Genomic DNA, 25965 nt, shown 5'->3' on the forward strand with positions numbered 1-25965 from the left:
GGGCGCGTACGGGGGACCGTCCCGTACGCACCCCCGCCGTCAGCGGGCGTACTCCGCCAGGGGGTTGCGCAGATTCCCCACCAGCTGGAGCGCGCCGGACGGATCCGTCAGATCCACCATCTGGGCGTTGTCCCTCAGCTGGAGCCGGTTGAGGCAGGACAGCGCGAACTCCTCCGCGAAGAGGTCGTACTCGGTGAACCGGTCCGCGAGGTGCGGCACCGACGCCTCGTACGCGCGCACGCACTCGGCGACCGCGCCCCAGAACTCGTCCTCCGTCAGCCGTCCCTCGGTGACCAGCGCCGCCGCCAGGAAGCGGAAGAAGCAGTCGAAGACGTCCGTGAAGATCGAGAGCAGCTTCATGGACTCCGGGACCTCGACCCGGATCCGGTCCACGGCCGGCGGCAGCACCGCGTCGGCGTCCATGACCGCGATCTCCTCGGCGATGTCCTTGAAGATCGCCCGCCGGACGGTGCCGTCGTCGCCGATGACCAGGATCACGTTCTCGCCGTGCGGCATGTAGACCAGGTCGTACGCGTAGAAGCTGTGCAGCACCGGGGTGAGGTAGGCGTACAGGTAGGGCCGCAGCCACTCCTTCGCGGTGAGCCCCGACTCGTCGACGAGCGCGCCCGCGAAGGTGGCGCCCTCGTGGTCGGTGTGGAGCAGCGACGCCATCGTCGCCAGCCGCTCGCCCTCTGCCAGGGAGGGCACCGGGCTCTCCCGCCAGAGCGCGGCGAGCATCTTGCGGTACGGGGAGTACCGGTCGGTGGCAGCCTCGTACGCCCGGTGGTGGTAGCCGATGGCCGCCCGCTCCCGGATGATCGAGAAACGGGCCTCCTTGAGGACGGCGTCCCGGTCGATCAGCTGCGCCAGCCAGTCGTTGATCGCCGGGGTGGCCTTCATGTACGCCGCCGACAGGCCGCGCATGAAGCCCATGTTGAGCACCGAGATCGCGGTCTTGACGTAGTGCTTCTCGGGCGCGTCGGCGTTGAAGAACGTCCGGATCGACTGCTGGGCCAGATACGCGTCCTCGCCCTCGCCGAGCAGCACCAGGCGCTGCTGGGCGATCTCGGAGGCGAAGGAGACGGAGAGCTTGTTCCACCACTGCCAGGGGTGGACGGGCAGCAGCAGGTAGTCGGCGGGGTCCAGGCCGAGGGCGGTGAGCCGGGCGTCGAAGCCGGCCAGGGTCCGCTCGTCCAGCTCCGCGCGGATGAGACTGTCGTAGTCCAGCCCCTCGCCGGAGGTGAAGGTGGCGTGGTCGCGGCGGGCCGCCAGCCAGATCAGGCGCAGCGGGGTCGCCGCCTCGGGGGCGTACGCGTGGTACTCGTGCACGCCGAAGCCGAGCCGGCCGTTGTTGGCGACGAAGCAGGGGTGGCCCTCGGTCATCCCGGTCTCGATCGCCTGGAACCCGGCCCGGGTCAGTTCGGCCGAGGTCACCGGCTCCTTGGTGAGCTTGAAGGCGGTACCGGCGACCGTCGAGGAGATCTCCTCCAGATAGACCGGGAGGATCTTCTCGCTCAGCCCCAGCGAGCCCTTCAGCTCGATGAAGAACTCCAGCGCGTCCAGCGGGAGCGCGGCGCCGGTGCGGTGCCGGCTGATCGAGTCGGCGTCGACCTGCCAGTGGTCGAGGGCGAAGCGGCGGGCGGTGAACCGGTACTCGGTGGCCTGGTCGTCGCTGAGTACGCGGTAGCCGCCGTCGGCGGTGGGCTCCGGCGTCAGCAGCCGCTCGTGCGCGAACTCGGCCAGCGCCTTGCGGATGAGCTGCCGGCCGGCGCGCTCCCAGAGGTCCGGTGTCAGATGGGGTACGGAGTCGGCGAGCCGCATGGTCATCGGACGACCTCCCGCATCGCGTCGCTGCGCTGGAACCCTTCCCGGGTGCAGACGGCCAGGAAGGCGTCCTTCTCCGGCTTCTCGATCTTGTCCACGACCTCGAACCCCACGTACTCGTTGAGCGCGTGCACGGCGTCGTTGCGGATGTCCGGCTCGACCACGATCCGCCGGTTCGCGGGGTCGGTGAACAGCTCCGTCACCACGGCCGTGATCACCGCGCGGGTGAAGCCGCGCACCGGGGTGTCGGTCGGCGCGACCAGGAAGTGCATGCCGACGTCGCCGGGCTCGGGCTCGTACAGGCCGACCAGCTCGACCTGGCGGGGGTCGTACCACTCCATCAGGAAGACCGGCTCGCCGTCGAGCAGCCCGACGGCGGCGTGGTGGTGCTCATGGGCGGTGATCGCCCCGTACTCGCGCCGGATGTCCTCGACGGTGGCGTCCTGCATCATCCAGAACGCGGCCTTGGGGTCGGTGACCCAGCCGTGCAGGAGTTCCGCGTCGGCGACGGGGTCCAGCGGCCGGACCGTGAACCGGGAGGCGGTGGGGGCGGTCATACGGCGAACTCCTGGAACGCGATGGACTTCTCGACGGGGTAGTACTCGGAGCCGAGCATCTCGCCGATGATGTAGGCGTTGCGGTACGGGCCCATGCCCAGGTCGGGCGAGGTGATCGAGTGGGTGTGCACGCCCGCGTTCTGGAGGAAGATCCCGCGCCCGGTGGTGTCGACGGAGTAGTTGCGGGCGACGTCGAAGCGGCCCTGCCCGTCCCAGCGGATCCGGCTGCGGACCGGCTCCAGGAAGGCGGGGGTGACGTACTTGTAGCCGGTGGCGAGGATCAGGCCCTCGGACTCCAGCTCAAAGTCCTTGCCCTGCTCCTCCTGGCGGAGCGAGAGGGTGTACGAGCCGTCCGCGTACCGGGCGTCCTTCAGGGCCGCGTTGGTGAGCAGCCGCGTCGGCACCGGGCCGGCCAGGTTCTTCTGGTAGAGCAGATCGAAGATCTCGTCGATCAGATCGCCGTCGATGCCCTTGAAGAGGCCCTTCTGGCCGCTCTCCAGCCGGTAGCGGGTCTCCTCGGGGAGCGCGTGGAAGTAGTCGATGTACTCCGGGGAGGTCATCTCCAGCGTGAGCTTGGTGTACTCCAGCGGGAAGAACCGGGGGGAGCGGGTGACCCAGTTGAGCCGGTAGCCGTGGACGTCGATCTCGGCGAGCAGGTCGTAGTAGATCTCCGCCGCGCTCTGGCCGCTGCCGACCAGGGTGATCGACTTCTTGGTCTGGAGTTCCCGCTTGTGGTCCAGGTAGCGGGAGTTGTGGATGAAGTCGCCGCCCAGGCCCTCGCAGGTCTCGGGGATGTGGGGCGGGGTGCCGGTGCCGAGGACGATCCGGCGGGTGCGGTAGGTGTCGCCGGCCTCGGTGGAGACGGTGTACAGCTCGTCGTCCGCCGCGTACTCCACCCGGGTCACCGTCGTGTCGAACCGGATGGAACGCAGTCGTCCGGCGGCCCAGCGGCAGTAGTCGTTGTACTCCGTCCGCAGCGGGTAGAAGTTCTCCCGGATGTAGAAGGAGTAGAGCCGGCCCCGGTCCTTGAGGTAGTTCAGGAAGGAGTACGGCGAGGTCGGGTCCGCGAGGGTGACCAGGTCGGACATGAACGGGGTCTGGAGGTGGGCGCCTTCGAGGAACATCCCCGAGTGCCACTCGAAGTCCGGCTTGGACTCCAGGAACAGGCCGCTGAGCTCATCGATCGGTTCGGTGAGGCAGGCGAGGCCGAGGTTGAAGGGACCGAGCCCGATACCGATGAAGTCGAGCGGCTCGTTACGCGCTGACAAGGCGATTCTCTCCCAGGTACTGCTCGGCGTGGCCGGCGATCAGATCGAGGACGGCGGTGATGTCGTCCGTCGTGGTCTCGGGGTTGAGGAGGGTGAACTTCAGGTACTGGCGGCCGCCCACCTTGGTGCCCGCGACCACGGCCGCGCCGGAGGCGAAGAGCGCCTTGCGGGCGTAGAGGTTGGCCCGGTCGATCTCGGCGGGGTCGGTGACCGCCTCGGGGATGTACCGGTAGACGAGGGTGGACAGGCTCGGCCGCACCACGACGTCGAAGCGGGGGTCGGCGGCGAGCAGGTCCCAGCCGGCCGCCGCCAGGTCGCAGACCTCGTCGAAGAGGCCGCCGACGCCGTCCGCGCCCATCACCCGCAGCGTCATCCACAGCTTGAGGGCGTCGAAGCGGCGGGTGGTCTGGAGGGACTTGTCGACCTGGTTGGGGATGCGCTCCTCGATCGTGCGACGCGGGTTGAGGTAGTCCGCGTGGTACGTGGCGTGGCGCAGCGTGGCCCCGTCCCGCACCAGCAGCGCCGAGGAGCTGACCGGCTGGAAGAAGGACTTGTGGTAGTCGACGGTGACGGAGTCGGCGCGCTCGATCCCGTCCAGCAGGTGGCGGCGGGTGGGCGAGGCCAGCAGGCCGCAGCCGTAGGCGGCGTCGACGTGCATCCAGACGCCGTGGCGCTCGGCCAGCTCGGCGATCTCGGGCAGCGGGTCGATGGAGCCGAAGTCGGTGGTGCCGGAGGTGGCGACGATCGCCATCGGGACCAGGCCCTCGCGGGCGCACAGCTCCAGCTCCGCGTCGAGCAGGACGGTCTGCATCCGCTTGTTGCGGTCGACGGGGACCGAGACGACGGCGTCGGGGCCGAGGCCGAGGAGCGTCGCGGACTTCTGCACGCTGAAGTGGCTGCACTCGGAGGCGAAGATGCGCAGCTTGCGCGGGTCGGTGGTCTTGGCCTCCTCCCGGGCGAGCAGCAGGGCCTGGAGGTTGGACTGCGAACCGCCGCTGGTGAAGACGCCGTCGGCGCCGGGCCCGAAGCCGATCCGGCCGGTGGTCCAGTCGATGAGCCGGCGCTCGATCAGGGTGCCGCCGGCGCTCTGGTCCCAGGTGTCGAGGGAGGAGTTGACCGCCGAGAGCACGGCCTCGCCGACCACGGCCGGTATGACGACCGGGCAGTTGAGGTGGGCCAGGTAGCGGGGGTGGTGGAAGTAGACCGCGTCCCGCAGGTAGAGGTCCTCCAGCTCGTCCAGCGCGGCGGTGGTGTCGCCGAGGGGCCGGTCGAGGTCGATCGCGGAGATTTCCGGGGCGAGTTCGTCGGGGGTGACCCCGGTGAACGGCTGCCGGGTCGTGGCGAAACGATTCGCCACTCGCTCGACTCCTTCGGTCACCGCGCGCCGGTAGGCCGCCGCCGTGCCGTCGTTGAGCAGCTGCGAGCGCATGCAATGCCCTTCTGGGTGTGGGGATCCGGTCGCCCCTCAGAGGACAGGATGAGGGGGCGGGGACGACCGTGAGTGAGGTTAGCCTAACCTAATTTCTTCCGCTACTCCGGGTCGCCCCGATCCGGGTGATTTCCCACGGGTGTTACCGGCATGAGCGGCGGAAGGCGGTGGAGGCCGGGCGGCGGAGTGGCTCTCAGACGTCGCCGTCGGAGGCGGGCTCGTCGCGCAGCCCGTCCTCGCTCACGCCGCGCCGCCAGTACCCGACGAAGGTGACCCGGCGCCGGTCCAGGCCGCGCTCGCCCACCAGATGCCGGCGGATCGCCTTCATCGCGCCGGACTCGCCGGACAGCCAGGCGTACGGGGTCCCTTCGGGCAGCTCGGCACCGGCGATGGCCTCGACGGCCGCCGGCGCCCCCTCGTCCCGCACCAGCCAGGTGATCTCGACATCACCGGCCGTGGGCAGCTCCAGCCGGTCCCCCGCGTGGGGGACCTCCAGCCAGGCGCGGACCCGGGTGCCGGCGGGCAGCCAGTCGAGGATGCCGCCCACGGCGGGCAGCGCCGTCTCGTCGCCCCAGAGCAGCATCCACTCGGTGTCCGCCGGCGGCCGGCACCGCACCGACCCGTTGTCGGCGGAGGTCGGCCCCAGCACCATCACCCGGTCACCGGGCGCGGCCGCGAGCGCCCAGCGACAGGCCGGACCGCCGTCCTCGTGCACCGCGAAGTCGATGTCCACCTCGACCGGCCCGCCGTCGGGCCGCCGCTGCTCGCGGACGGTGTACGAGCGCATCACGGCCCGCACATCGGCGGGCAGCGCCCGCCAGGCGGCGAAGGTCGCCCGGTACCCGGCCGGGTCCACCGGGACCACGGGGGCCTCCTGCCCCGGGTGGGGCAGGAAGAGCGAGAGCGACTGGTCCCGGCCCCCGGCGTGGAAGTCCGCCAGCTCGCCGTCGCCGGGGAAGCCGTGGAACGTGACGCGGATCAGGGAGGGGGAGAGCCTGCGGGTCCGCGCCACCTGGAGGGAGAAGTAGCGGAACGGGATCTCGGGCTCGGCCGTCGTGGACATGGGCGGGCGACCTTCTTCTGTCGAGCGGGCTGCGGGCCCCGTGGGCAGATGGAAAAGGAGGTTAGCCTAACCTCAGTTCGATCTTCTGGGTGGGGGTGGGCTCCGGCCCCTGGGCGCACCTCTCCCCGGGCGGCGGGAGCTTCCGGGATCAGTCCAGTGCCGCCAAGGCGTCGACCAGCGCCCGGCCCTCGGGAGCCCTGCGGCGCATCAGCATCCCCGCCACTGTGTGCAGCTCGTCCCACGCGTGCGGGCGGCCGACTTCGGAGGCATGGGTGATCACGCCCAGGGAGGTGGCCAGCGCGGCCTCGGCCTCCCCGGCACCCGCGTACGCGTGCGCCAGGCAGGACCCGTACCAGGCCCGGTCCCTGCGGAAGGACGGAGCGAGACCCGCCAGCCCCGTCACCAGGTTCTCCGCCGCGTCCGACCACTCCTCAAGGTGCAGATCGGCCATGCCGCGCTGTGCGGCGAACCACGACTCGCCGTAGAAGTACAGCCACGGTGGCGCGTCCGACGCCGCCGCGATGATCTGCTGAGCCTCGTCCAGCCTGCGATACGCGGCACCGGCATCACCCGCGAGGGCATGCCCGCGCCCGGCCATCTGGACGGCCATGGCCCTGGTGACCTCGCTCGCCCCCGTCGTCGATGCCGCCGCCTCACCCAGCCGGACACACCGCCGTCCCCTGCCCCGCGACCACGCCAGGTGCGCCTTCATGCTCATGGTGGTGGCTGCCATGTCGCCGTACCCGGATTCCAGCGCCCAGTCGTAGGACCGGTCGAACCACCCCAGCGCCACCGGGGCGTTGTCCTGGTCCTGCGCCATCCAGGCGAGGAACTGCGCGTACTCGGCCAGCAGCCTGACCACACGGTCCGCCAGCGGCCCCCGGGCCCGGTCGTAGAGGGCGGCCACCTCCTCGAACTGGGCGGTCACGAGCGGGGCGACGGTGCGTGAGCCCACGGTGTCCTCCACCCGGCGATGCGCGGCCAGCAAGGCGTCCATCGCGTCCAGGGTGGCGGTGTCCAGGCGCAGACCGCCCTTCTTCACGGCGACCAGCCTCTCCGCGTCCGCCTCCGACACCACACCGGGCAGTACGAGCGACGGCAGGGGAAGCTCCTCGTGCCGGACGCCCAGCAGCTCACGAGGGACACCGAGGCCGTGCACGATCCGCTGCCGCACCTCGACGGAGGTCACCGCGCGCCGCCGGTTCTCGATCGCGGAGATGTCCGGCTGCGCCAGGCCCACGAGGGCGCCGAGGCCGCTCTGGCTGCTGCGTGTCAGCCTTCGCCACGTCTTCAAGAGCGAGGGCCAGTCCTCTGCCGCTGCGGCGGCCCGCAGCCCGGGGTGGGCCCACAGATTCGGCTCCGGCTCCATCCCCGAAATATAGGACGGCCCTCTAGGGCGTCGCAGCGGCCTTGAGGACCGCCGGGTCGCCAGGGTGGTGAACGTACCCCGGAGAGGGACGGCTTCGGGCAGTGTCTCCTCTTCGCGGCCGACCGTGGAGCTGTTCCCCGCCGCACCACACGGACTCCGCCCGGCCCCGGCGCACCACGGGCCCGGACCGTCCCCCTGAGACGGTCCGGGCCCGGCGGGCCCCGCGGCAGGGCCCGCCCCGTCAGCCCGTGAGCCCCAACTCGCGGGCGATCAGCATGCGCTGGACCTCGCTGGTGCCCTCGCCGATCTCCAGGATCTTGGAGTCCCGCCACATCCGGGCCACCGGGTACTCGTTCATGAAGCCGTAGCCGCCGTGGATCTGCGTCGCCTCGCGCGCGTTGTCGACAGCCACCGTGGACGAGTACAGCTTCGCCAGCGCCGCCTCCTTCTTGAACGGTTCGCCCCGCACCAGCCGGGAGGCCGCGTCGCGCCAGCCGACCCGGGCCATGTGGGCCCGCATCTCCATGTCGGCGATCTTGAACTGGATGGACTGGTTGTCGCCGATCGGGCGGCCGAAGGCGTGGCGCTGCTTGGCGTACTTCACCGACTCGTCCACACAGCCCTGTGCCAGGCCCGTCGCCAGTGCGGAGATCGCGATCCGGCCCTCGTCGAGGATGCGGAGGAACTGGGCGTACCCCCGGCCCTCCGTGCCCAGGAGGTTCGCGAGCGGTACCCGGACGCCGTCGAAGGACAGTTCCCGGGTGTCCGACGCGTTCCAGCCGACCTTCGAGTACGCGGGCGCCACCGTGAAGCCGGGGGTGCCGGTGGGGACGATGATCGAGGAGATCAGGGGTTTGCCCTCGGGGGTGCGGCCCGTGACGGCGGTGACGGTCACCAGGCCGGTGATGTCCGTGCCGGCGTTGGTGATGAAGCACTTCGACCCGTTGATGACCCACTCGCCCGCCGCCTCGTCGCGGACGGCGGTGGTCCGGGTGCCGCCCGCGTCGGAGCCGCCCTCCGGTTCGGTCAGGCCGAAGGCGCCCAGCATTTCGCCGGAGCACAGCCTCGGCAGCCACCGCCGCTTCTGCTCCTCGGTGCCGAAACGGAACACGGGCATCGCGCCCAGCGAGACGCCCGCCTCCAGGGTGATGGCGACGGAGGAGTCGACCCGCGCCAGCTCCTCCAGGGCGATGCCCAGGGCGAGATAGTCGCCGCCCATCCCGCCGTACTCCTCCGGGAACGGCAGTCCGAACAGGCCCATCCGGCCCATCTCGGCGACGATCCCGTAGGGGAACTCGTGCTTCTCGTACAGCTCGCCGATGGCGGGGGCGACGACATCGTGGGCGAACCGCTCCACGGTGCGGCGCAGTTCCTCGTGTTCCGGAGTCAGCCGGTGGTCCAGGCTCATGGCGGTTCAGTCCTCGGAGGTCAGTGCGCGAACGATACGGGAGGGGCTGGGGCGGCCCAGGTGCCCCGCCAGCCAGACGCTGGTGCCGGCGAGCCGGCCGAGATCGACGCCGGTCTCGATGCCGAGGCCCTGGAGCATCCAGACCAGGTCCTCGGTGGCGAGGTTCCCGGTGGCGCTCCTCGCGTACGGGCAGCCGCCGAGGCCGCCCGCCGACGCGTCCACCGTGGTGACGCCGTGCTCCAGCGCCGCCAGGGTGTTGGCCAGGGCCTGGCCGTAGGTGTCGTGGAAGTGCACGGCGAGCGCGGAGACGGGCACGCCCGCCGTGCGCAGATCGGTGAGCAGGGCGCGCACCTGGCCGGGGGTGGCGACGCCGATGGTGTCGCCGAGGGACAGCTCGGCGCAGCCCAGCTCGTACAGCTGCCGGGCGACGGAGACGACCCGCTCCGCCGGGACCGGGCCCTCCCACGGGTCGCCGAAGCACATCGACAGATAGCCGCGCACGGTGACGCCCTCGGCGAGCGCCCGCTCGATCACCGGCGCGAACATGGCCAGCGACTCGTCCACCGTGCGGTTGAGGTTGCGGCGGGCGAAGCTCTCCGTCGCGGAACCGAAGACCGCGATCCGGCGGACCCCGAGCGCGAGCGCCCGCTCCAGGCCGCGTGCGTTCGGTACGAGGACGGGCAGTTCGACGCCGGTGAGGTCGCCGAGGAGCGGATAGAGCTGTTCCGCGTCGGCGAGCTGGGGCACCCACTCGGGGCGGACCAGGCTGGTCGCCTCGATCGTGGTGAGCCCGGCGGCGGCGAGCCGGTGCACGAACTCCGCCTTCACCTCCGTGGGGACGACCGCCTTCTCGTTCTGGAGTCCGTCGCGGGGGCCCACCTCGTGGATCCGCACCGAGACGGGCAGCCCCGGCATGGGCACCCGCATCGGCAGCCCGGTGGTCTCAGACATCGGCCGCCTCCCCCGCCTCGGGGGCGACGACCGCCAGGACCTGGTCCATCGCGACCGTCGTCCCCGACGTGACATCCAGCTCGGTCACCGTCCCCGCGTGCGGGGCCGAGATGACGTGCTCCATCTTCATCGCCTCCACCACCAGCAGGCCCTGTCCCGCCTCGACGCTGTCCCCGACGGCCACCCTCACCACCGTCACCGTGCCGGGCATGGGCGCCGCCAGGGTGTCGGCGCCGGAGCGGGCCGCGCCGCCGAGGGCCGCCGCGACCGGGTCGTGGTCCCGCACCTGCCAGGCGTCGCCGTCGCGGCCGAGCCACTGATCCGCGTACACGAAGGTGTGGCGGATGCCGTCCACGACGACCGTGATGCTTTTGCCGTCGAGCCGGTACTGCGGCGGTGCCTGACGGGTGACCGGATCCCGGCCCGGTACGCGCAGATCGAACGCCGGTGGCGCGGGCGTCCCACCGAGCCGCCAGCCCGAGGGGACGTCGAACGGGTCCGTCCAGCCCGCCGGGTCCGCCGCCGGTGCCAGCGCCGCCAGCCGGAGCGCCGCAGCCGCCGCGTACACCTCCTCCGGGACGCCGTCCGCGACCAGGTCGCCCGCGACCCGTTCCACCAGGCCCGTGTCCAGATCCCCCGCGACCACCTCGGGCAGCGCGAGCAGGCCGCGCAGGAAGCCCGCGTTCGTCGGGACGCCCAGGGTGACCGTCTCCGCCAGGGCGGCGCGCAGCCTGCGCAGGGCGGTGGGGCGGTCCTCCGCGTGGACGATCACCTTCGCCAGCATCGGGTCGTACACGCTGGTGACCTCACTGCCCTCGGCGAGGCCGGAGTCGACCCGTACGCCCTCGCCCGCCGGTTCGCGCAGGGTCAGGACCGTGCCACCGGAGGGGAGGAATCCGCGCGCGGGGTCCTCGGCGCAGAGCCGGGCCTCGACGGCGTGGCCGGTGAGCGCGACGCCGTCCTGGGCGAAGGGCAGTTCCTCGCCCGCCGCCACCCGCAGCTGCCACTCCACCAGGTCGATTCCGGTGATCAGTTCGGTGACGGGGTGTTCGACCTGGAGCCGCGTGTTCATCTCCATGAAGCAGTACGCGGACGGGTCGGCGCCCGGGACGATGAACTCCACCGTGCCCGCGCCCACATAGCCGCAGGAGCGCGCCGCCCCGACCGCCGCCGCGCCCATCGACGCCCGCAGCTGGGGCGTCAGCAGGACGCTGGGCGCCTCCTCGACGACCTTCTGGTGGCGGCGCTGGAGCGAGCATTCGCGCTCGCCGAGGTGGACCACGTTGCCGTGGGCGTCGGCGAGGACCTGGATCTCGATGTGCCGGGGCCGGTCGATCCACCGCTCCACCAGGAGGGTGTCGTCGCCGAAGGAGGCACGGGCCTCGCGGCGGGCCGCCGCGATGTCGTCCGGCAGCGCGGCCGCGTCCCGCACCAGCCGCATGCCCTTGCCGCCGCCGCCCGCCGACGGCTTCAGCAGCACCGGCAGCCCGATCTCCCGGGCCGCCCGGTCCAGTTCCGCGTCGGTCAGTCCGCTGCCCGACGAGCCCGGGACCACCGGGACCCCGGCCGCCCGGACGGTCTCCTTGGCCCGGATCTTGTCGCCCATCAGCGCGATCGCGTCGGCGGGCGGGCCGATGAAGACCAGGCCGGCCCCGGCGCAGGCGCGGGCGAAGGCGGCGTTCTCCGCGAGGAAGCCGTACCCCGGGTGGATCGCCCGCGCGCCGGTGCGGGCGGCGGCCTCCAGCAGCCGGTCGGTCCGCAGATAGCTCTCCGTGGCGGGCGCCGGGCCGATCCGTACCGCCGTGTCCGCCTCCCGGACGTGCCGGGCGTCCGCGTCGGCGTCGCTGTACACGGCGACCGACCGCACCCCCAGCGCCCGGAGGGTACGCATGACCCGGACGGCGATCTCGCCCCGGTTGGCCACCAGGACCGTGTCGAACATCTTCGTCGTCATCGAAGGCACTTTCCTCACATCCGGAAGACGCCGAAGCCGCCCTCGCCCAGCGGGGCGTTGGCGCAGGCCGTCAGGGCCAGTCCCAGGACCTGCCGGGTCTCCAGCGGGTCGATCACCCCGTCGTCCCAGAGCCGGGCGGTGGCGTAGTAGGCGCTGCCCTGTTCCTCGTACCGCTCGCGGATCGGGGCCTTGAAGGCGTCCTCGTCGGCGGTGGACCACTCCTCGCCGCGTGCCTGGAGCTGGTCGCGTTTGACGGTGGCGAGGACGGACGCGGCCTGCTCGCCGCCCATCACGGAGATCTTGGCGTTGGGCCACATCCACAGGAAGCGGGGGGAGTAGGCCCGGCCGCACATCGAGTAGTTCCCGGCGCCGTAGGAGCCGCCGACGACCACGGTCAGCTTCGGGACCCGGGCGCAGGCGACGGCCGTGACCATCTTGGCGCCGTGCTTGGCGATGCCGCCCGCCTCGTAGGCCCGGCCGACCATGAAGCCCGAGATGTTCTGGAGGAAGAGCAGCGGGATCCCGCGCTGGTCGCAGACCTCGATGAAGTGCGCGCCCTTCTGGGCGGACTCGGAGAACAGGATGCCGTTGTTGGCGACGATCCCGACGGGGTGGCCGTGGATCCGGGCGAAGCCGGTGACCAGGGTCTGCCCGAACTCCGCCTTGAACTCGGCGAACCGGGAGCCGTCGGTGATCCGCGCGATGACCTCCCGTACGTCGTAGGGGGTACGGGGGTCCACCGGCACGGCGCCGTAGAGCCCGGCGGGGTCGGCCACCGGCTCCTCGGCCGGGGTGACCGGCCAGGGGAGCGGGCCGCGCGCCGGGAGTGTGGCGACGATGTTCCGGACGATCCGCAGCGCGTGCGCGTCGTCCTCCGCGAGATGGTCGGTGACGCCGGAGACCCTGGCGTGGACCTCGCCGCCGCCCAGCTCCTCGGCGGTGACGACCTCGCCGGTCGCGGCCTTCACCAGCGGCGGGCCGCCCAGGAAGATCGTCCCCTGGTTCCGTACGATCACGGCCTCGTCGCTCATCGCGGGGACGTAGGCGCCGCCGGCGGTGCAGGAGCCGAGGACGGCCGCGATCTGCGGGATCCGGGCGGCCGACAGCCGGGCCTGGTTGTAGAAGATCCGGCCGAAGTGGTCCCGGTCCGGGAAGACCTCGTCCTGCATCGGCAGGAAGGCGCCGCCCGAGTCCACCAGATATACGCAGGGCAGCCGGTTCTCCAGGGCGACCTCCTGGGCCCGGAGGTGTTTCTTCACCGTCATCGGGTAGTAGGTGCCGCCCTTGACGGTGGCGTCGTTGGCGACGACCACGCACTCGCGGCCCGACACCCGGCCGATGCCGGCGATCACCCCGGCGGCCGGGGCCTGGTCCTCGTACATCCCGTCGGCGGCGAGGGGGGCCAGCTCCAGGAAGGGCGAGCCGGGGTCCAGCAGGGTGTCGATCCGGTCGCGGGGGAGCAGCTTGCCCCGGGCGGTGTGGCGGGCGCGCGCCTTCTCGCCGCCGCCGAGCCGGGCGCGGGCCAGCTTGACGCGCAGCGTCTCGGCCAGCTCCCGGTGGGCGGCCTCGTTGGCCCGCCAGGCGGCGGAGCCGGGGTCGGCCGCGCCGGTGAGCACGGGTGCCTGCTGCATCGTGTCACTCCTGTTAATGAGCGTTAACGCGTGCCTTCAGGTTAACGATCGCTAACAGGCTTGTCTAGAATCGGATCCCATGAGCATCAGGACGGACGCGCCCACCCGCCGCGAGCAGATCCTCAAGGCCGCCGCCCGGCTCTTCGCCGAGCGCGGCTTCCACGGCGTCGGCGTGGACGAGATAGGAGCGGCCGTCGGCATCAGCGGCCCGGGGCTGTACCGGCACTTCGCCGGCAAGGACGCGATGCTGGCCGAGCTGCTGGTCGGCATCAGCGAGCGGCTGCTCAGCGGCGGCCGGCTGCGGGTGGCGGAGTCCGGCGACGACCCGGACGCGCTGCTCGCCTCGCTGATCGACGGGCACATCGACTTCGCGCTCGACGACCGGCCGCTGATCACCCTGCACGACCGGGAGCTGGACCGGCTGCGGGAGAGCGACCGCAAGCTGGTCCGGCAGCTCCAGCGGCAGTACGCGGAGCTGTGGGTCACGGCGGTGCGGCGGCTGCACCCCGCCGTGGAGGAGGCCGAGGTCCGGGCCGCCGTGCACGCCGTCTTCGGGCTGCTGAACTCGACGCCCCACCTCGGTTCGCAGGACGACGGGCGGCCGGAACGCGCCATGACCGAAACGCTGCTGCGGAAGCTGGCGCACGGGGCGTTCGGGGCGCTCGCGCCGCAGGACTGACACGCGCACGCCACAGGGCTGGCCCTCGCGCCGCAGGGCTGGCAGGCGCACGCCACAGGACTGGCCCTCGCGCCACAGGACTGGCACGCGCACGCCACAGGGCTGGCCCTCGCGCCGCAGGAATGACGGCAACGGGCGCGTCCGGCCGAAACCGTGCGGTCCGCCCCCGGGCGGGCACAATGGGCACCATGCCGATACCGAGCCGTGCCGCCCTGATCGACCATCTCGTCCGCACCCGTATCGCCGGCGACGTCGCCACCCCGCGCGACAACAACCTCGCGCACTACCGCGAGCTGGCCAACGGCAACCGCCACTACTGGCTCGGCCTGGAGCTGGGCGACCGCTGGAGTGACGAGCAGGACGTCCTCGCCGTGATGGCCGAGCGCTGCGGCGTGATCGACGACCCCGCCCACCGGATCGGCCAGGACACCATCGACCCCGAGCTGACCGTCGCCGGGCTGGAGCGGATGGCCGCCCGGCTCCGCAAGGCCGCCGCCGGCCGGGAGCGGGTCCTGTTCGCCACCGGGCACCCCGGCGGCCTCCTCGACGTGCACCGGCAGACGGCGGACGCCCTGCGCGCGGCCGGCTGCGAGATCGTCCGCATCCCCGCCGGGGTCACCGCCGACGAGGCCATGGTCTTCCAGTTCGCCGATGTCGCCGTGCTGGAGCGCGGCGCGACCCTCTGGCACACCCACTCGCCCGCGCCGATGGCCGCGATCCTCGACGCCCTGGAGCGCACGGGCCGCCCGCTGCCCGACCTCGTCGTCGCCGACCACGGCTGGGCCGGGTGCGCGGGCCAGCGCGGAATCGACGCCGTCGGGTACGCCGACTGCAACGACCCGGCCCTCTTCATCGGCGAGGCCGAGGGAACCGTGCAGGTCACCGTCCCGCTCGACGACCACGTCACCGACCCGCGCGGCTACGAGCCCATGACGGCGTACCTGCTGGACGCGGCGGGGCTGCTGCCCGGGGAGTGACGGCGTAGGGGGCAGCTGCCTCCGGACGCGGGGGCGGGGACGGGGACGGGGACGGGGCCGAGGTCGCCGTCGAACCCCTGGGCGCCCGGGGCCGTGGGTCCGGGCAAGGAGACCCGCCCGGCTCCGGGCCGAGGCTCCGGGATCCGGGATCCTCCGGGTTCCGGGAGCCAGGAAGACGCTCCAGGACGAGAGAGAGGCCGCCCCGTGCCGCAGACCGTCCCCGACCACCACCCGCAGGCCCACCACCCGCAGGCCGTCCCCGACTACCCCGCGCACGCCTTCGCCGGTGAGCCGGTCCCCCTCCCCGACACCCCCGTCGCCCGGGTACGGCTGCCCAGCGGGATCATCACCTGGCTCGTGACCGGGTACGACGAGGTGCGCACGGTGCTGAACCACCCCCTTCTCTCGCGGGAGGTCGGCAGGGACGGCCCCCGGGTCGGCACCACCCAGGGCCTGAACAGTGCCCCGACGGACGGCCTGCGCACACTCCAGGCCGACGGCGCCGTCCACCGGCAGGTGCGGAGGCTGGCGGCCCGCCCGTTCCACGCGCGGCGGATCGGCGGGCTGCGCCGGCGGGCGCGGGAGCTGACCGACGGGTATCTCGACGTGATGGAGAACGCGGGACCCCCGGCCGACCTGGTCGCCGCCCTGGCCCACCCGCTGCCGATGACCCTGATCACCGAACTGTTCGCCGTCCCCGAGCGGGACCGGGCCGATTCCGCCGCCTGGTCGGACACCCTCTTCACCGTGCTCGGCATCTCCCAGGAGGAGACGGACGCCGCCCGGCACGCGCTGGACTCCTGCTTCGCCGCGCTGATCGAGGAACGCCGCGCATCCCCCGGCGACGATCTGCTGAGCGCCTGGCTCACCGCCCAGGAGGGCACCGACCGGCTCACCGACGCCGAGGTCAACCACCTGGCCGTGGGGCTGCTCATCGCCGGCCACGAAACGACGGTCAACGCCATCGGGGCCGGGATGTGGCGGCTGTTCCACCACCCGGAGCAGCTGGCCGCGCTGCGCGCCGACCCCGGGCTGCTGCCCGGCGCGGTCGAGGAGATCCTGCGCCACCAGTCGCTGGGCGCGTTCTTCCTGATGCTCGTCGCCCGGGGCGACGTGGAGGTGGGCGGCGTGACGATCCACGCCGGGGAGGTCGTCATGCCACTGCCCCAGGCCGCCAACCGGGACCCCGCCCGCTTTCCGGATCCGGACCGCTTCGACATCCGCCGGCCGGGCGGCGGCCATCTCTCCTTCGGGCACGGACCCCATGCCTGTCTGGGCGCGGCGCTCGCCCGGGTCGAGCTGGAGGCGGCGATCGGCGCGCTCAACCGCCGCTTCCCCGGGCTGCGGCCCGCCGGTGACGATCTCGCCGCACTGGCCTGGCGCGGCGACCGGCTGGTGGCCGGTCTGGCGGAGTTGCCCGTCACCTGGTGAGTCACCCCGTACAGCCGTCGTTGGCGCTACCGGGGTCCGGGGCCCGTTCCCGGCGGCAGCCCGAGTCCCGGCGTGGGGTCCAGATAGACCCGCCGGATCGACGGGAAGCGCTCCCGCAGCTGCTCCTCGGCCTCCTCGCAGGCCCACTCCACCTCGCGCGCGGTGGCCGCGTCCCGGAAGTCGACCTTCGCGGCCACCAGGAACTCGCGCGGGCCCTGGACGAGGGTGGTCAGCTCCAGGACGGAGACGATGTGCGGAACGGTCAGGATCTCCTCCCGGATCGCGTCGCGCACCGAGGGCGGCAGGGGGCGGCCGATGAGCAGCCGGGCGTTGCTGCGGCCCAGTTCCCAGGCCACCCACACCAGCAGCAGCCCGATGAGGACGGAGGCGACCCCGTCGTACACGCCCGAGCCGGTGAGCTGCCCGCCGAGCAGTCCGCCGGCCGCGAGCAGCAGGCCCACCAGGGCGGCGGAGTCCTCCAGGACGACCGCTTTGACGGCGGTGTCCGGGGTGACCCGCAGATAGCGGCGGACCGGGGCGTCGAGCCGGGCGGCCTCGCCGCGTGCCTGGCGCAGCCCGGTCCGCAGCGAGTACCCCTCCAGCAGGAAGGCGACCCCGAGCACGACGTACGAGACCAGCGGATCGCCCGGCTCCGTCTCATGGGTGAGGGTGTGGATCCCGTCGTACACGGCGAAGACGCCGCCGCCGACGAAGGTCGCGACGGACGCCAGGAGCGCCCAGATGTACCGCTCGGGGCCGTGGCCGAGAGGGTGTTCCTCGTCGGCGGGCCGGGCGCCGCGCCGCAGCGCGGTCAGCAGCATCAGCTCGGTGACGGTGTCGGCGACGGAGTGGGCGGCCTCGGCGAGCATCGCGCTGGAGGCGCTGATCACCCCGGCGGCCGCCTTGGCCACCGCGATCCCGAGGTTGGCGAACGCGGCGACGAGCACGGTCGCCGTGCTCTCGGCATCCGTCTCCCGTGGTCCTGGCGGTTCCGGCGGTTCCGGCGTTTCTGCCATGCGCGGACCGTACGCGGCCGGGGGCGCCGGGACGGGAATCGCCACGCGGTCCGCCACGCGGGCGCCCCGGGTGCGTACGGCCTCGTCCGCAGAAGCACGGTTCAGCGCGGGACGCGGATCACGCCCTCCTGGATGACGGAGACGGCCAGGCGCCCGTCCCGGGTCCAGATCCGGCCCTGGCCGAGGCCGCGCCCGCCCCCGGAGGACGGCGACTCCTGGTCGTACAGCAGCCACTCGTCCGCGCGGAACGGCCGGTGGAACCACATCGCGTGGTCCAGCGACGCCCCCACCACGTCCCCCACGGCCCAGCCGCCCCGGCCGTGCGCGATCAGCACGGAGTCGAGGAGCGTCATGTCGGAGACATAGGTGACCAGGCAGGTGTGGAGGAGGAGGTCGTCGGGGAGTTCGCCCCGGGCGCGGAACCAGACCTGGGAGCGGGGTGCGCGGGCGGTGCCGACGCTGCCGTAGGGCGGGGCGGCCGCGTACCGCACGTCCACCGCCTCGCGCGAGCGCAGCAGCCTCTCCAGCGCCCCCGGGTCGGTGAAGTTCCCCGCGTACGAGGGCAGGATCTCGGCCGCCGTCGGCAGCGACTCCGGGTCGGGCGCGGCCGGCATCGCGTCCTGGTGTTCGAGACCGTCCTCGGCGCTCTGGAAGGACGCCGAGAGATGGAAGATCGGCCGCCCGTGCTGGACGGCGACGACCCGGCGGCCGGCGAAGGTGCGGCCGTCGCGGATGCGGTCGACGGTGTAGACGATGGGCGCCCCCGGGTCGCCCTGCCGCAGGAAGTAGGCGTGCAGCGAGTGCGCCGCCCGGTCGGCGGGCACGGTGCGGCCCGCCGCGGTCAGGGCCTGGGCGGCGACCTGGCCGCCGAAGACGCGGGGGACGACCGAGGCGCGCGAGCGGCCCCGGAAGATGTCCCGCTCGATCCGCTCCAGGTCGAGCAGATCGAGCAGGTTGTCGAGTGCCGAACCCATCGTGGCGGCGCCCGGGTTACAGGCCCATGGACTTCGCGATGATCGACTTCATGACCTCGCTGGTCCCGCCGTAGATGCGGTTGACGCGGTTGTCGGCGTAGAGCCGGGCGATCGGGTACTCGTTCATATAGCCGTAGCCGCCGTGCAACTGGAGGCACTTGTCGATGACGCGGTGGGCGACCTCGGTGCAGAACAGCTTCGCGGAGGCCGCTTCGGCGGCGGTCAGCTCGCCCGCGTCGTGCGCCTCCAGGGCGCGGTCCACGACCGCCTCGGCGGCGTCGACCTCGGCCTTGCAGGAGGCCAGTTCGAACTTGGTGTTCTGGAACGAGGCCACCGACTGGCCGAAGACCGTGCGGTCGGTGACGTACGCCTGGGTGAACCGGATCGCGGCGGACGCCTGGGCGTACGCGCCGACGGCGATCGCCAGCCGCTCCTGCGGCAGGTTCTGGCCGAGGTAGGAGAAGCCCTTGTGCTCCTCGCCGAGGAGGTCCCCGGCGGGCACCTCGACGTCGGTGAAGGAGAGTTCGGCGGTGTCGGAGGTCTTCAGGCCCAGCTTGTCCAGCTTGCGGCCGACCGCGTACCCGGCCAGCCCGGTGTCGACCACGAAGAGCGAGATGCCGTGGCGGCGGTCCTCGGCGGTCGGGGCGGCGGTCCGGGCGCAGACGATCACCTTGTCGGCGTGGACACCGCCGGTGATGAAGGTCTTGGCGCCGTTGAGGACGTAGTGGGTGCCGTCGTCGGAGCGCCGGGCGGTGGTCTTCATGCCCGCGAGGTCGGAGCCGGTGCCGGGCTCGGTCATGGCGATCGCGTACATGGCGGCGCCGCTGACGAAGTCGGGCAGCCAGCGCTTCTTCTGCTCCTCGGTGGCGTACTCCATGAGGTAGGGCAGACAGAGGGCGACATGGACGCCGGAGCCGCCGAAGGAGACACCGGCGCGGGTGGTCTCCTCGGTGATGACGGCCTGGTACTTGAAGGACCGCTCGCCGGCCCCGCCGAACTCCTCGGGCACCTCGATGCCGAAGACGCCCAGCTCACCCAGCTTGTAGTAGAAGTCGCGGGGCGCCTGGCCCGCCGCGTACCACTCGTCGTGGACCGGGACGACCTCGGCCTCGATGAAGGCGCGGATGGTCTCCCGGAACGCCTCGTGGTCCTCGTTGTAAACGCTGCGGCGCACGAACGCCTCCTTTGGATCCTGGGCAGGGACCGGCCATGTCTAAGCGCTTGCTCAGATTCGAAGTTACCGGCTGGTCATGAAGCTGTCCAGAGACGGGCGGGCGGGGTGCGTCACAGTGCCGGACGGGCCTTGCGCCCCGCCTGCGCCGCCCGCCCGCGCCGCCTCCGCCGCCTGCGCCGCCCGCCCGCCCGCGCCGCCGGGCGGTCGGCCGGCAGGAGGCGGACCGTCAGCGGGAGCGGAGGGCGAACCACAGCTCCATCCGGACGTCCGGGTCGTCCAGGTCCTCGCCGAGCAGCGCGGCACAGCGCGCGATCCGCTGGCGCACGGTGTTCCGGTGCACCCCCAGCGCCCCGGCCGTACGGTCCCAGCCGCCGTGCGCCGCGAGCCACGCGCGCAGGGTCTCCACCAGCGCGGGCGAGCCCGCGAGCGGGGCCAGCCGCAGCCGGGCGTGGGCGGCGGCCTCCTGTGGGGTGAGCAGCGAGCCCAGCGCGCTGCCCCGGTGGCGGACCAGGTCGACGCCGGTGCTCAGGGCCCGGCGCAGGGCGCGCGCCGCCTGCGCGTCGGCCGCCGCCAGCTCGGACGGGGCCACCGGGTCGCTGACGCCCAGCACCCAGCCGGGCCGGGGCGCCGGCGGTGCGGCCGAGGGGATCAGGATCCGTACGGTCCGCTCGTCCACCGGGTCCACCAGCGCGCTCCCGAGCGAGGCCCCCAGCGCGGACGCGGCGAACGGCGTCCGCCCGCCGCCCCGGGCCCGTACCACCGTCCAGGACTCGCCGCCGAGCGCGGCGGCGGTCTCCGCGGGGTCCGCGCCGAGGAGCAGCCGGACCAGGGCGGAGCCCCGGGCGGCGCTGTCCCGGCCCCGGTGCTGGGCGGTGAGCAGGGAGAGCAGGACGACCGCGACCCCGGCGACGGTGTGGTCCCCGGGCTCCCGGGCGGGGGTGGCGAGCGCGAGCACCAAGCCGCTGCCGCCACCGGTGCCGCTACCGGTGCCGCTGCCGTTGTCGATGGCGTAGGCGGCCAGCCGGCTTCCGGCGGCGGTGTCGCTGGCGGTGGACGGCGCCCCCGGGCCACCTGCCGGCGCTCCCGTTCCCGCGCCTGTTCCCGCTGCGGCTGCGTCGCCGTGGGCCGGGCCCCGCACCACCCGGGCCAGCCGCTCCAGCGCCTGCCTGACCTGCGGCGACGGCGCCCGCCCCGCCGCAGCCGCCACCCCGCCGTCCGCCGTGAGCAACGCCGCGTACCCGTCGAGCCGTGCCGCGAGCTGACCGAGGACCGCCGGTACGGGGTCGGGGCGGGCCGCCGCCGTCGCAAGACCCTGCTGCGCCCGGCTCACCCGGCGCAGCTCCCGGTGGCGTGCCTCCGCCATCAGCCGCCACACCGCGCGGGCGACCGCCGTGAACGTCGTCTGCGGCGGCACCTCCAGCAGGGGCAGCCCGTACTGGTCGCACGCCTCGACGAGACCCGGCGGGACCGTGTCGTACACCGGGGTCACGCCGAAGCCCAGCGCCGCCGCCCCCGCCGCCACGATCCGGGCCACGTACGTGTCGGGGTCCTTGAGCAGCACCCCGGCGCTCAGCAGCAGCTCCCCGCCGAGGAGATAGGGGTACGGGTCGGCCATCTCGGAGGTGTGCACCCAGTGCACCACCGTGCCGGTCTCTTCTGTGGCCGTGGCCGTGGCCGTGGCTGGGACCGTGGCCGGTCCGGCGATCTGCCGCAGCCCCAGCTCCTCCTGGGCCAGCAGCGCGGCCAGCGGGACCGCCGGGGTGGGAGGGGGCGCTGTGGTTTCCGGCATGGACCATCCATCCGTCAAGCAGGCCAACAATGGATGAAACGTACACTTCAGCGGCGCTTTCCGGCCACCTACCGTCAGGGGTCGACAGGACGTCCGGGCGGCCCGTGAACGGGGCTCCGGACCCGGGACGGGATATTGGGGAGGAGCGCCCGATGGCAGTCGACTACGCGGTGATCGCGGTCTATCTGGCCGGCATGCTCGGCATGGGCTGGTGGGGCATGCGCCGGGCCAGGTCGAAGAGCGAGTTCCTGGTCGCCGGCCGCCGCCTCGGCCCCTGGATGTACTCCGGCACCATGGCCGCGATCGTCCTCGGCGGGGCCTCGACCATCGGCGGCGTCGGCCTCGGCTACAAGTACGGCCTGTCCGGCGGCTGGATGGTCGTCACCATCGGCCTGGGGCTGCTCGCCCTCTCCGTCCTCTTCTCCGCGCGGATCGCCCGGCTGAAGGTCTACACCGTCTCCGAGATGCTGGACCTGCGCTACGGCGGCCGGGCCGGGATCATCTCCGGCGTGGTGATGTGGGCGTACACCCTGATGCTCGCCGTCACCTCCACCATCGCGTACGCCACGATCTTCGACGTCCTCTTCGACGTGGACCGGACGGTCTCGATCGTCCTCGGCGGCGCCATCGTCGTCGCCTACTCCACCCTCGGCGGGATGTGGTCGATCACCCTCACCGACATGGTGCAGTTCGTCGTCAAGACCGTCGGGGTGCTGCTGATCCTGCTCCCGGTCGCCGTGGTGAAGGCGGGCGGCTTCAGCGAGATGAAGGCCGAGCTGCCGGATGACTACTTCGCCCCCCTCGGCATCGGCGGAGAGACGATTTTCACCTATGTCTTGATCTATACGTTCGGCATGCTCATCGGGCAGGACATCTGGCAGCGGGTCTTCACCGCCCGCAGCGACCGCACGGCCCGCTGGGGCGGCACCGCCGCCGGTGTGTACTGCCTGGTCTACGCGGTCGCCGGCGCCATGATCGGCACCGCCGCCAAGGTGCTCTACCCCAGGCTGGACAACCCCGACGACGCCTTCGCGCTGATCGTCAAGGACCACCTTCCGATGGGGATCCGGGGCCTGGTGCTGGCCGCCGCCCTCGCCGCCGTGATGTCCACCTCCTCCGGCGCGCTGATCGCCTGCGCCACCGTCGCCAACAACGACATCTGGTCCCGGCTGCGCGGACTCGGCAGCCGGGCCACCACGGAGGGAGTCGCTGAGGAGCGCGACGAGGTGAAGGGCAACCGCGCCTTCATCCTCGTCATGGGCATCGCCGTCATCGCCATCGCCCTCGTGCTCAACGATGTCGTCGAGGCGCTGACCGTCGCGTACAACCTGCTCGTCGGCGGACTGCTCGTCCCCATCCTCGGCGGGCTGCTGTGGAAGCGCGGTACGGTCCAGGGCGCCCTGGCCGCCGTCGCCGTCGGCGGGGCGGCTGTAATCGGCCTCATGGCCGGATACGGCATCCTCGCCACCGAGCCCGTCTACTACGGGCTGCTCTCCTCGCTCGCCGTGTATGTGGTGGTCAGCCTGGCCACCCGGCCCACCGACGCCGCCGTCCTCGCCCACTGGCAGGAGCGGCTGGCGGGACGCGGCGGGGACGAGGAGCACCCTGGGGCGGCCACCCCCGCCGAAGCGGTCGGGGTGGCCGGGACCACCGGAACCGCCGGGTCCGCCGGAGCCGTCCAGGGGCCGGACACCCACCGACCCCGGTGACCTACAGTCGAAAAGCGACAGATCGCAGGAAAGAAGGCAGAGAAGCATGAGCAGCAACGAGCAGCCGCGCGGCCCGATCGACTCGTCCCGTGTGCCCCGGTACGCCGGGCCCGCCACGTTCGCCCGGCTGCCCCGGCTCGACGAGGTCGGCACGGCCGATGTCGCCGTCGTCGGTGTCCCCTTCGACTCCGGGGTCTCCTACCGGCCCGGCGCCCGCTTCGGCGGCAACGCCATCCGTGAGGCGTCCCGGCTGCTGCGGCCCTACAACCCCGCGCAGGACGCCTCCCCCTTCGCGCTCGCCCAGGTCGCCGACGCCGGTGACATCGCGGCCAACCCGTTCAACATCAACGAGGCCGTGGAGACCATCGAGGCCGCCGCCGACGACCTCCTCGCCTCCGGCGCCCGGATGATGACCCTCGGCGGCGACCACACCATCGCGCTGCCGCTGCTCCGCTCCGTCGCGAAGAGGCACGGGCCGGTCGCGCTGCTCCACTTCGACGCCCACCTGGACACCTGGGACACGTACTTCGGCGCCGAGTACACCCACGGCACCCCGTTCCGCCGGGCCGTCGAGGAAGGCATCCTCGACACGTCCGCCCTCTCCCACGTCGGCACCCGCGGCCCCCTCTACGGCAAGGCCGACCTCACCGACGACGAGAAGATGGGCTTCGGCATCGTCACCTCCGCCGACATCTACCGGCGCGGCGCCGACGAGGTCGCCGACCAGCTCCGGCAGCGGATCGGCGACCGGCCGCTCTACATCTCCATCGACATCGACTGCCTGGACCCCGCGCACGCGCCCGGCACCGGCACCCCCGAGGCCGGCGGCATGACCTCCCGCGAACTCCTGGAGATCCTGCGCGGGCTCGCCTCCTGCAACCTGGTCTCCGCCGACGTCGTGGAAGTGGCCCCCGCCTACGACCACGCCGAGATCACCGCCGTCGCCGCCTCCCACACCGCGTACGAGCTGACCACCATCATGAGCCGCCAGATCGCCGCCGCGCGGGACGCCCGATGACCCACGACCACGATCTGGTGCTGCGGCCCACCCCCGCCCAGACGGAGGCCGCGCTCAACCCGCCGGCCGGGCGCACCGGGGGCGACCTCGTCGTCGAGACCCTGCACAGCCTCGGCGCGACCACGGTTTTCGGACTGCCTGGCCAGCACGCCCTGGGCATGTTCGACGCCCTGCGCCGCTCCTCCCTCACCTATGTGGGGCTGCGCGTCGAGAACAACGCGGGCTTCGCCGCCGACGCGTACGGGCGGATCACCGGCGAGGCCGCCCCGCTGCTGCTGTCCACCGGGCCCGGCGCCCTGATGTCCCTGGCCGCGCTTCAGGAGGCGGCGGCCGCCTCCGCGCCCGTCCTCGCCATCGGCAGCCAGGTCCCGGCCGCAGGACTCGGCGGCGGCCGCCACGGCTACCTCCACGAACTCCGCGACCAGCAGGCGTCGTTCCGGGGCATCGTGAAGTCCGTCCACACCGCCCGCACCGCCTCCCAGATCCCCTCCGCGATCGCGGACGCCTGGCGCTCGGCGCTCCGCGCCCCGCACGGCCCGGTCTGGGTGGAGATCCCGCAGGACGTCCTGCTCGCCGAGACGCTGCTGCCGGTCGTCACCGGCGTCGACGCCACCCCGGAGGAGCAGGCGCCCCGCGTCGAACTCACCGCGCTCGCCGCACACCTGCTGGCGACCGCCGAACGCCCCGCGATCATCGCGGGCGGCGGAGTCGTCCGCTCCGACGCCTCCGGCAAGCTCCTCGCCCTCGCCGAACGGATCGACGCACCCGTCGTCACCACCTTCGGCGGCAAGGGCGCCTTCCCCTGGGAACACCCGCTCTCGCTCCAGTCCTGGCTGGAGGACCGGCACACCACCGACTTCCTGGAGGACGCCGACGTCCTGCTGGTCGTGGGCTCCGGCCTCGGCGAACTCTCCTCGAACTACCACACGTTCGCCCCGCGCGGCCGCGTGATCCAGATCGAGGCGGACGCCGGGAAACTGGAATCCAACCACGCGGGGATCGGCATCCACGCCGACGCCCGGATCGCGCTCTCCGCCCTCCTGGAGACGGTCCCGGAGCGCCGCGACCCCCAGGCGCCGAAGCGGGTACGGGCCGTACTCGACCGGGTCCGCGAACGGATCGACGGACAGGGGCACGGGCTTGAGCAAGGGCTGCTCGCCGCCGTCCGGGAGGCCCTGCCCGACGACGCGCCCCACTTCTGGGACATGACGATCCTCGCCTACTGGGCCTGGTCCGCCTTCGACGCCCGCCGCCCCAACACCATGCACTCCGCCCAGGGCGCCGGCGGCCTCGGCTACGCCTTCCCCGCCGCCCTCGGCGCCGCCGCCGCCGACCCGGACCGCCCGGTCCTGGCCGTCTCCGGCGACGGCGGAGCGATGTACTCCATCGCGGAGCTGGCCACCGCCCGGCAGTACGGCCTCCCCGTCACCTGGCTGATCGTGGACGACGGCGGATACGGGATCCTCCGCGAGTACATGACGGACGCCTTCGGCGAGGCCACGGGCACCGAACTGGCCCGCCCGGACTTCGTCGCCCTGGCGGAGTCCTTCGGCGTCCCCGCCGTGCGCACGTCGCCCCAGACCCTGGCCGCCGACCTGGCGAAGGCGCTGGCCGCGCCCGGCCCGTCGGTGGTGGTCCTCCCGGCGCTGCTGCGGATGTTCGCGCCGACACACCTGTAGCGGCGTACGTACGCGAGGACCGGGCCCGCACCCCGGGTCCGGTCCGGCTCGTGGATTTGTCCTCA

The 25965-nt window shown here is 72.8% G+C and carries 20 protein-coding genes; 6 read left to right on the forward strand and 14 right to left on the reverse strand.

Features of this window, described 5'->3' with window-relative positions; genetic code table 11:
• Positions 1–39 precede the first annotated feature (39 nt).
• From SYYSPA8_RS04810 to SYYSPA8_RS04855, 10 genes are all read right to left on the reverse strand, one after another.
• The gene (locus tag SYYSPA8_RS04810; protein ID WP_323445679.1) at positions 40–1827 is read right to left on the reverse strand and encodes an IucA/IucC family protein; all 1788 of its coding nucleotides are present in this window, start codon (positions 1825–1827) and stop codon (positions 40–42) included.
• Entirely contained in the window at positions 1824–2381 is a 558-nt protein-coding gene (locus SYYSPA8_RS04815) for a GNAT family N-acetyltransferase (RefSeq protein WP_323445680.1), read from the reverse strand. The genes SYYSPA8_RS04810 and SYYSPA8_RS04815 overlap by 4 nt, the downstream gene beginning before the upstream one ends.
• Positions 2378–3649, reverse strand: coding sequence for a lysine N(6)-hydroxylase/L-ornithine N(5)-oxygenase family protein (locus tag SYYSPA8_RS04820; protein ID WP_323445681.1), 1272 nt, complete (start codon positions 3647–3649; stop codon positions 2378–2380). Before SYYSPA8_RS04820 ends, SYYSPA8_RS04815 begins: the two co-directional genes overlap by 4 nt.
• Positions 3636–5078, reverse strand: coding sequence for a pyridoxal phosphate-dependent decarboxylase family protein (locus SYYSPA8_RS04825; RefSeq protein WP_323445682.1), 1443 nt, complete (start codon positions 5076–5078; stop codon positions 3636–3638). The genes SYYSPA8_RS04820 and SYYSPA8_RS04825 overlap by 14 nt, the downstream gene beginning before the upstream one ends.
• Before the next feature lie 193 nt (positions 5079–5271).
• Positions 5272–6141, reverse strand: coding sequence for a siderophore-interacting protein (locus tag SYYSPA8_RS04830; RefSeq protein WP_323445683.1), 870 nt, complete (start codon positions 6139–6141; stop codon positions 5272–5274).
• Between the two features lie 148 nt (positions 6142–6289).
• Positions 6290–7510 (reverse strand): helix-turn-helix domain-containing protein, encoded by a 1221-nt coding sequence (locus SYYSPA8_RS04835; RefSeq protein WP_323445684.1) that lies wholly within the window; start codon positions 7508–7510, stop codon positions 6290–6292.
• A gap of 241 nt (positions 7511–7751) precedes the next feature.
• The gene (locus SYYSPA8_RS04840; protein ID WP_323445685.1) at positions 7752–8918 is read right to left on the reverse strand and encodes an acyl-CoA dehydrogenase family protein; all 1167 of its coding nucleotides are present in this window, start codon (positions 8916–8918) and stop codon (positions 7752–7754) included.
• Positions 8919–8924: 6 nt separating this feature from the next.
• Complete coding sequence (locus SYYSPA8_RS04845; RefSeq protein WP_323445686.1) at positions 8925–9869, reverse strand: hydroxymethylglutaryl-CoA lyase; 945 nt, start codon at positions 9867–9869, stop codon at positions 8925–8927.
• Positions 9862–11811 carry an ATP-binding protein gene (locus SYYSPA8_RS04850; protein ID WP_407705933.1) on the reverse strand — a complete coding sequence of 650 codons (1950 nt, stop codon included), beginning with the start codon at positions 11809–11811 and terminating at the stop codon, positions 9862–9864. Before SYYSPA8_RS04850 ends, SYYSPA8_RS04845 begins: the two co-directional genes overlap by 8 nt.
• Positions 11812–11837: 26 nt before the next feature.
• Positions 11838–13454 (reverse strand): carboxyl transferase domain-containing protein, encoded by a 1617-nt coding sequence (locus tag SYYSPA8_RS04855; RefSeq protein ID WP_323445688.1) that lies wholly within the window; start codon positions 13452–13454, stop codon positions 11838–11840.
• Between the two features lie 79 nt (positions 13455–13533).
• Between SYYSPA8_RS04855 and SYYSPA8_RS04860 the strand changes: the two genes are divergently transcribed.
• The 3 genes from SYYSPA8_RS04860 to SYYSPA8_RS04870 all read left to right on the forward strand — a co-directional run bounded on the left by SYYSPA8_RS04860 (position 13534) and on the right by SYYSPA8_RS04870 (position 16541).
• Positions 13534–14133: an SACE_7040 family transcriptional regulator gene (locus SYYSPA8_RS04860; RefSeq protein WP_323445689.1), complete on the forward strand. Its 600-nt coding sequence runs from the start codon at positions 13534–13536 to the stop codon at positions 14131–14133.
• A 188-nt stretch (positions 14134–14321) separates the two neighbouring features.
• The gene (locus tag SYYSPA8_RS04865; RefSeq protein ID WP_323445690.1) at positions 14322–15110 is read left to right on the forward strand and encodes a phosphatase; all 789 of its coding nucleotides are present in this window, start codon (positions 14322–14324) and stop codon (positions 15108–15110) included.
• Positions 15111–15314: 204 nt separating this feature from the next.
• Positions 15315–16541, forward strand: a complete 1227-nt coding sequence (locus tag SYYSPA8_RS04870; RefSeq protein WP_323445691.1) for a cytochrome P450 — start codon at positions 15315–15317, stop codon at positions 16539–16541.
• Positions 16542–16567: 26 nt separating this feature from the next.
• Here the strand turns inward: SYYSPA8_RS04870 and SYYSPA8_RS04875 are convergent, their stop codons facing one another.
• From SYYSPA8_RS04875 to SYYSPA8_RS04890, 4 genes are all read right to left on the reverse strand, one after another.
• Complete coding sequence (locus SYYSPA8_RS04875; RefSeq protein ID WP_323445692.1) at positions 16568–17557, reverse strand: cation diffusion facilitator family transporter; 990 nt, start codon at positions 17555–17557, stop codon at positions 16568–16570.
• Positions 17558–17658: 101 nt separating this feature from the next.
• Positions 17659–18531 (reverse strand): acyl-CoA thioesterase II, encoded by an 873-nt coding sequence (tesB, locus tag SYYSPA8_RS04880; RefSeq protein WP_323445693.1) that lies wholly within the window; start codon positions 18529–18531, stop codon positions 17659–17661.
• 16 nt (positions 18532–18547) lie between these two features.
• Positions 18548–19705, reverse strand: coding sequence for an acyl-CoA dehydrogenase family protein (locus SYYSPA8_RS04885; RefSeq protein ID WP_323445694.1), 1158 nt, complete (start codon positions 19703–19705; stop codon positions 18548–18550).
• Positions 19706–19931: 226 nt separating this feature from the next.
• Positions 19932–21494 (reverse strand): PucR family transcriptional regulator, encoded by a 1563-nt coding sequence (locus tag SYYSPA8_RS04890; RefSeq protein ID WP_323445695.1) that lies wholly within the window; start codon positions 21492–21494, stop codon positions 19932–19934.
• A 152-nt stretch (positions 21495–21646) separates the two neighbouring features.
• Here SYYSPA8_RS04890 and SYYSPA8_RS04895 point away from each other — a divergent pair, with 152 nt between their 5' ends.
• Genes SYYSPA8_RS04895 through SYYSPA8_RS04905 form a run of 3 tightly spaced genes read left to right on the forward strand, consistent with a single transcriptional unit; the run spans position 21647 to position 25900 of the window.
• Positions 21647–23203 (forward strand): sodium:solute symporter, encoded by a 1557-nt coding sequence (locus tag SYYSPA8_RS04895; protein ID WP_323445696.1) that lies wholly within the window; start codon positions 21647–21649, stop codon positions 23201–23203.
• Between the two features lie 46 nt (positions 23204–23249).
• Complete coding sequence (gene speB / locus SYYSPA8_RS04900) at positions 23250–24221, forward strand: agmatinase (RefSeq protein ID WP_323445697.1); 972 nt, start codon at positions 23250–23252, stop codon at positions 24219–24221.
• Positions 24218–25900 (forward strand): thiamine pyrophosphate-binding protein, encoded by a 1683-nt coding sequence (locus SYYSPA8_RS04905; protein ID WP_323445698.1) that lies wholly within the window; start codon positions 24218–24220, stop codon positions 25898–25900. Before speB ends, SYYSPA8_RS04905 begins: the two co-directional genes overlap by 4 nt.
• Positions 25901–25965 lie beyond the last annotated feature (65 nt).

Source organism: Streptomyces yaizuensis, from assembly GCF_034961445.1.
In the GTDB taxonomy this organism is placed as follows: domain Bacteria; phylum Actinomycetota; class Actinomycetes; order Streptomycetales; family Streptomycetaceae; genus Streptomyces; species Streptomyces yaizuensis.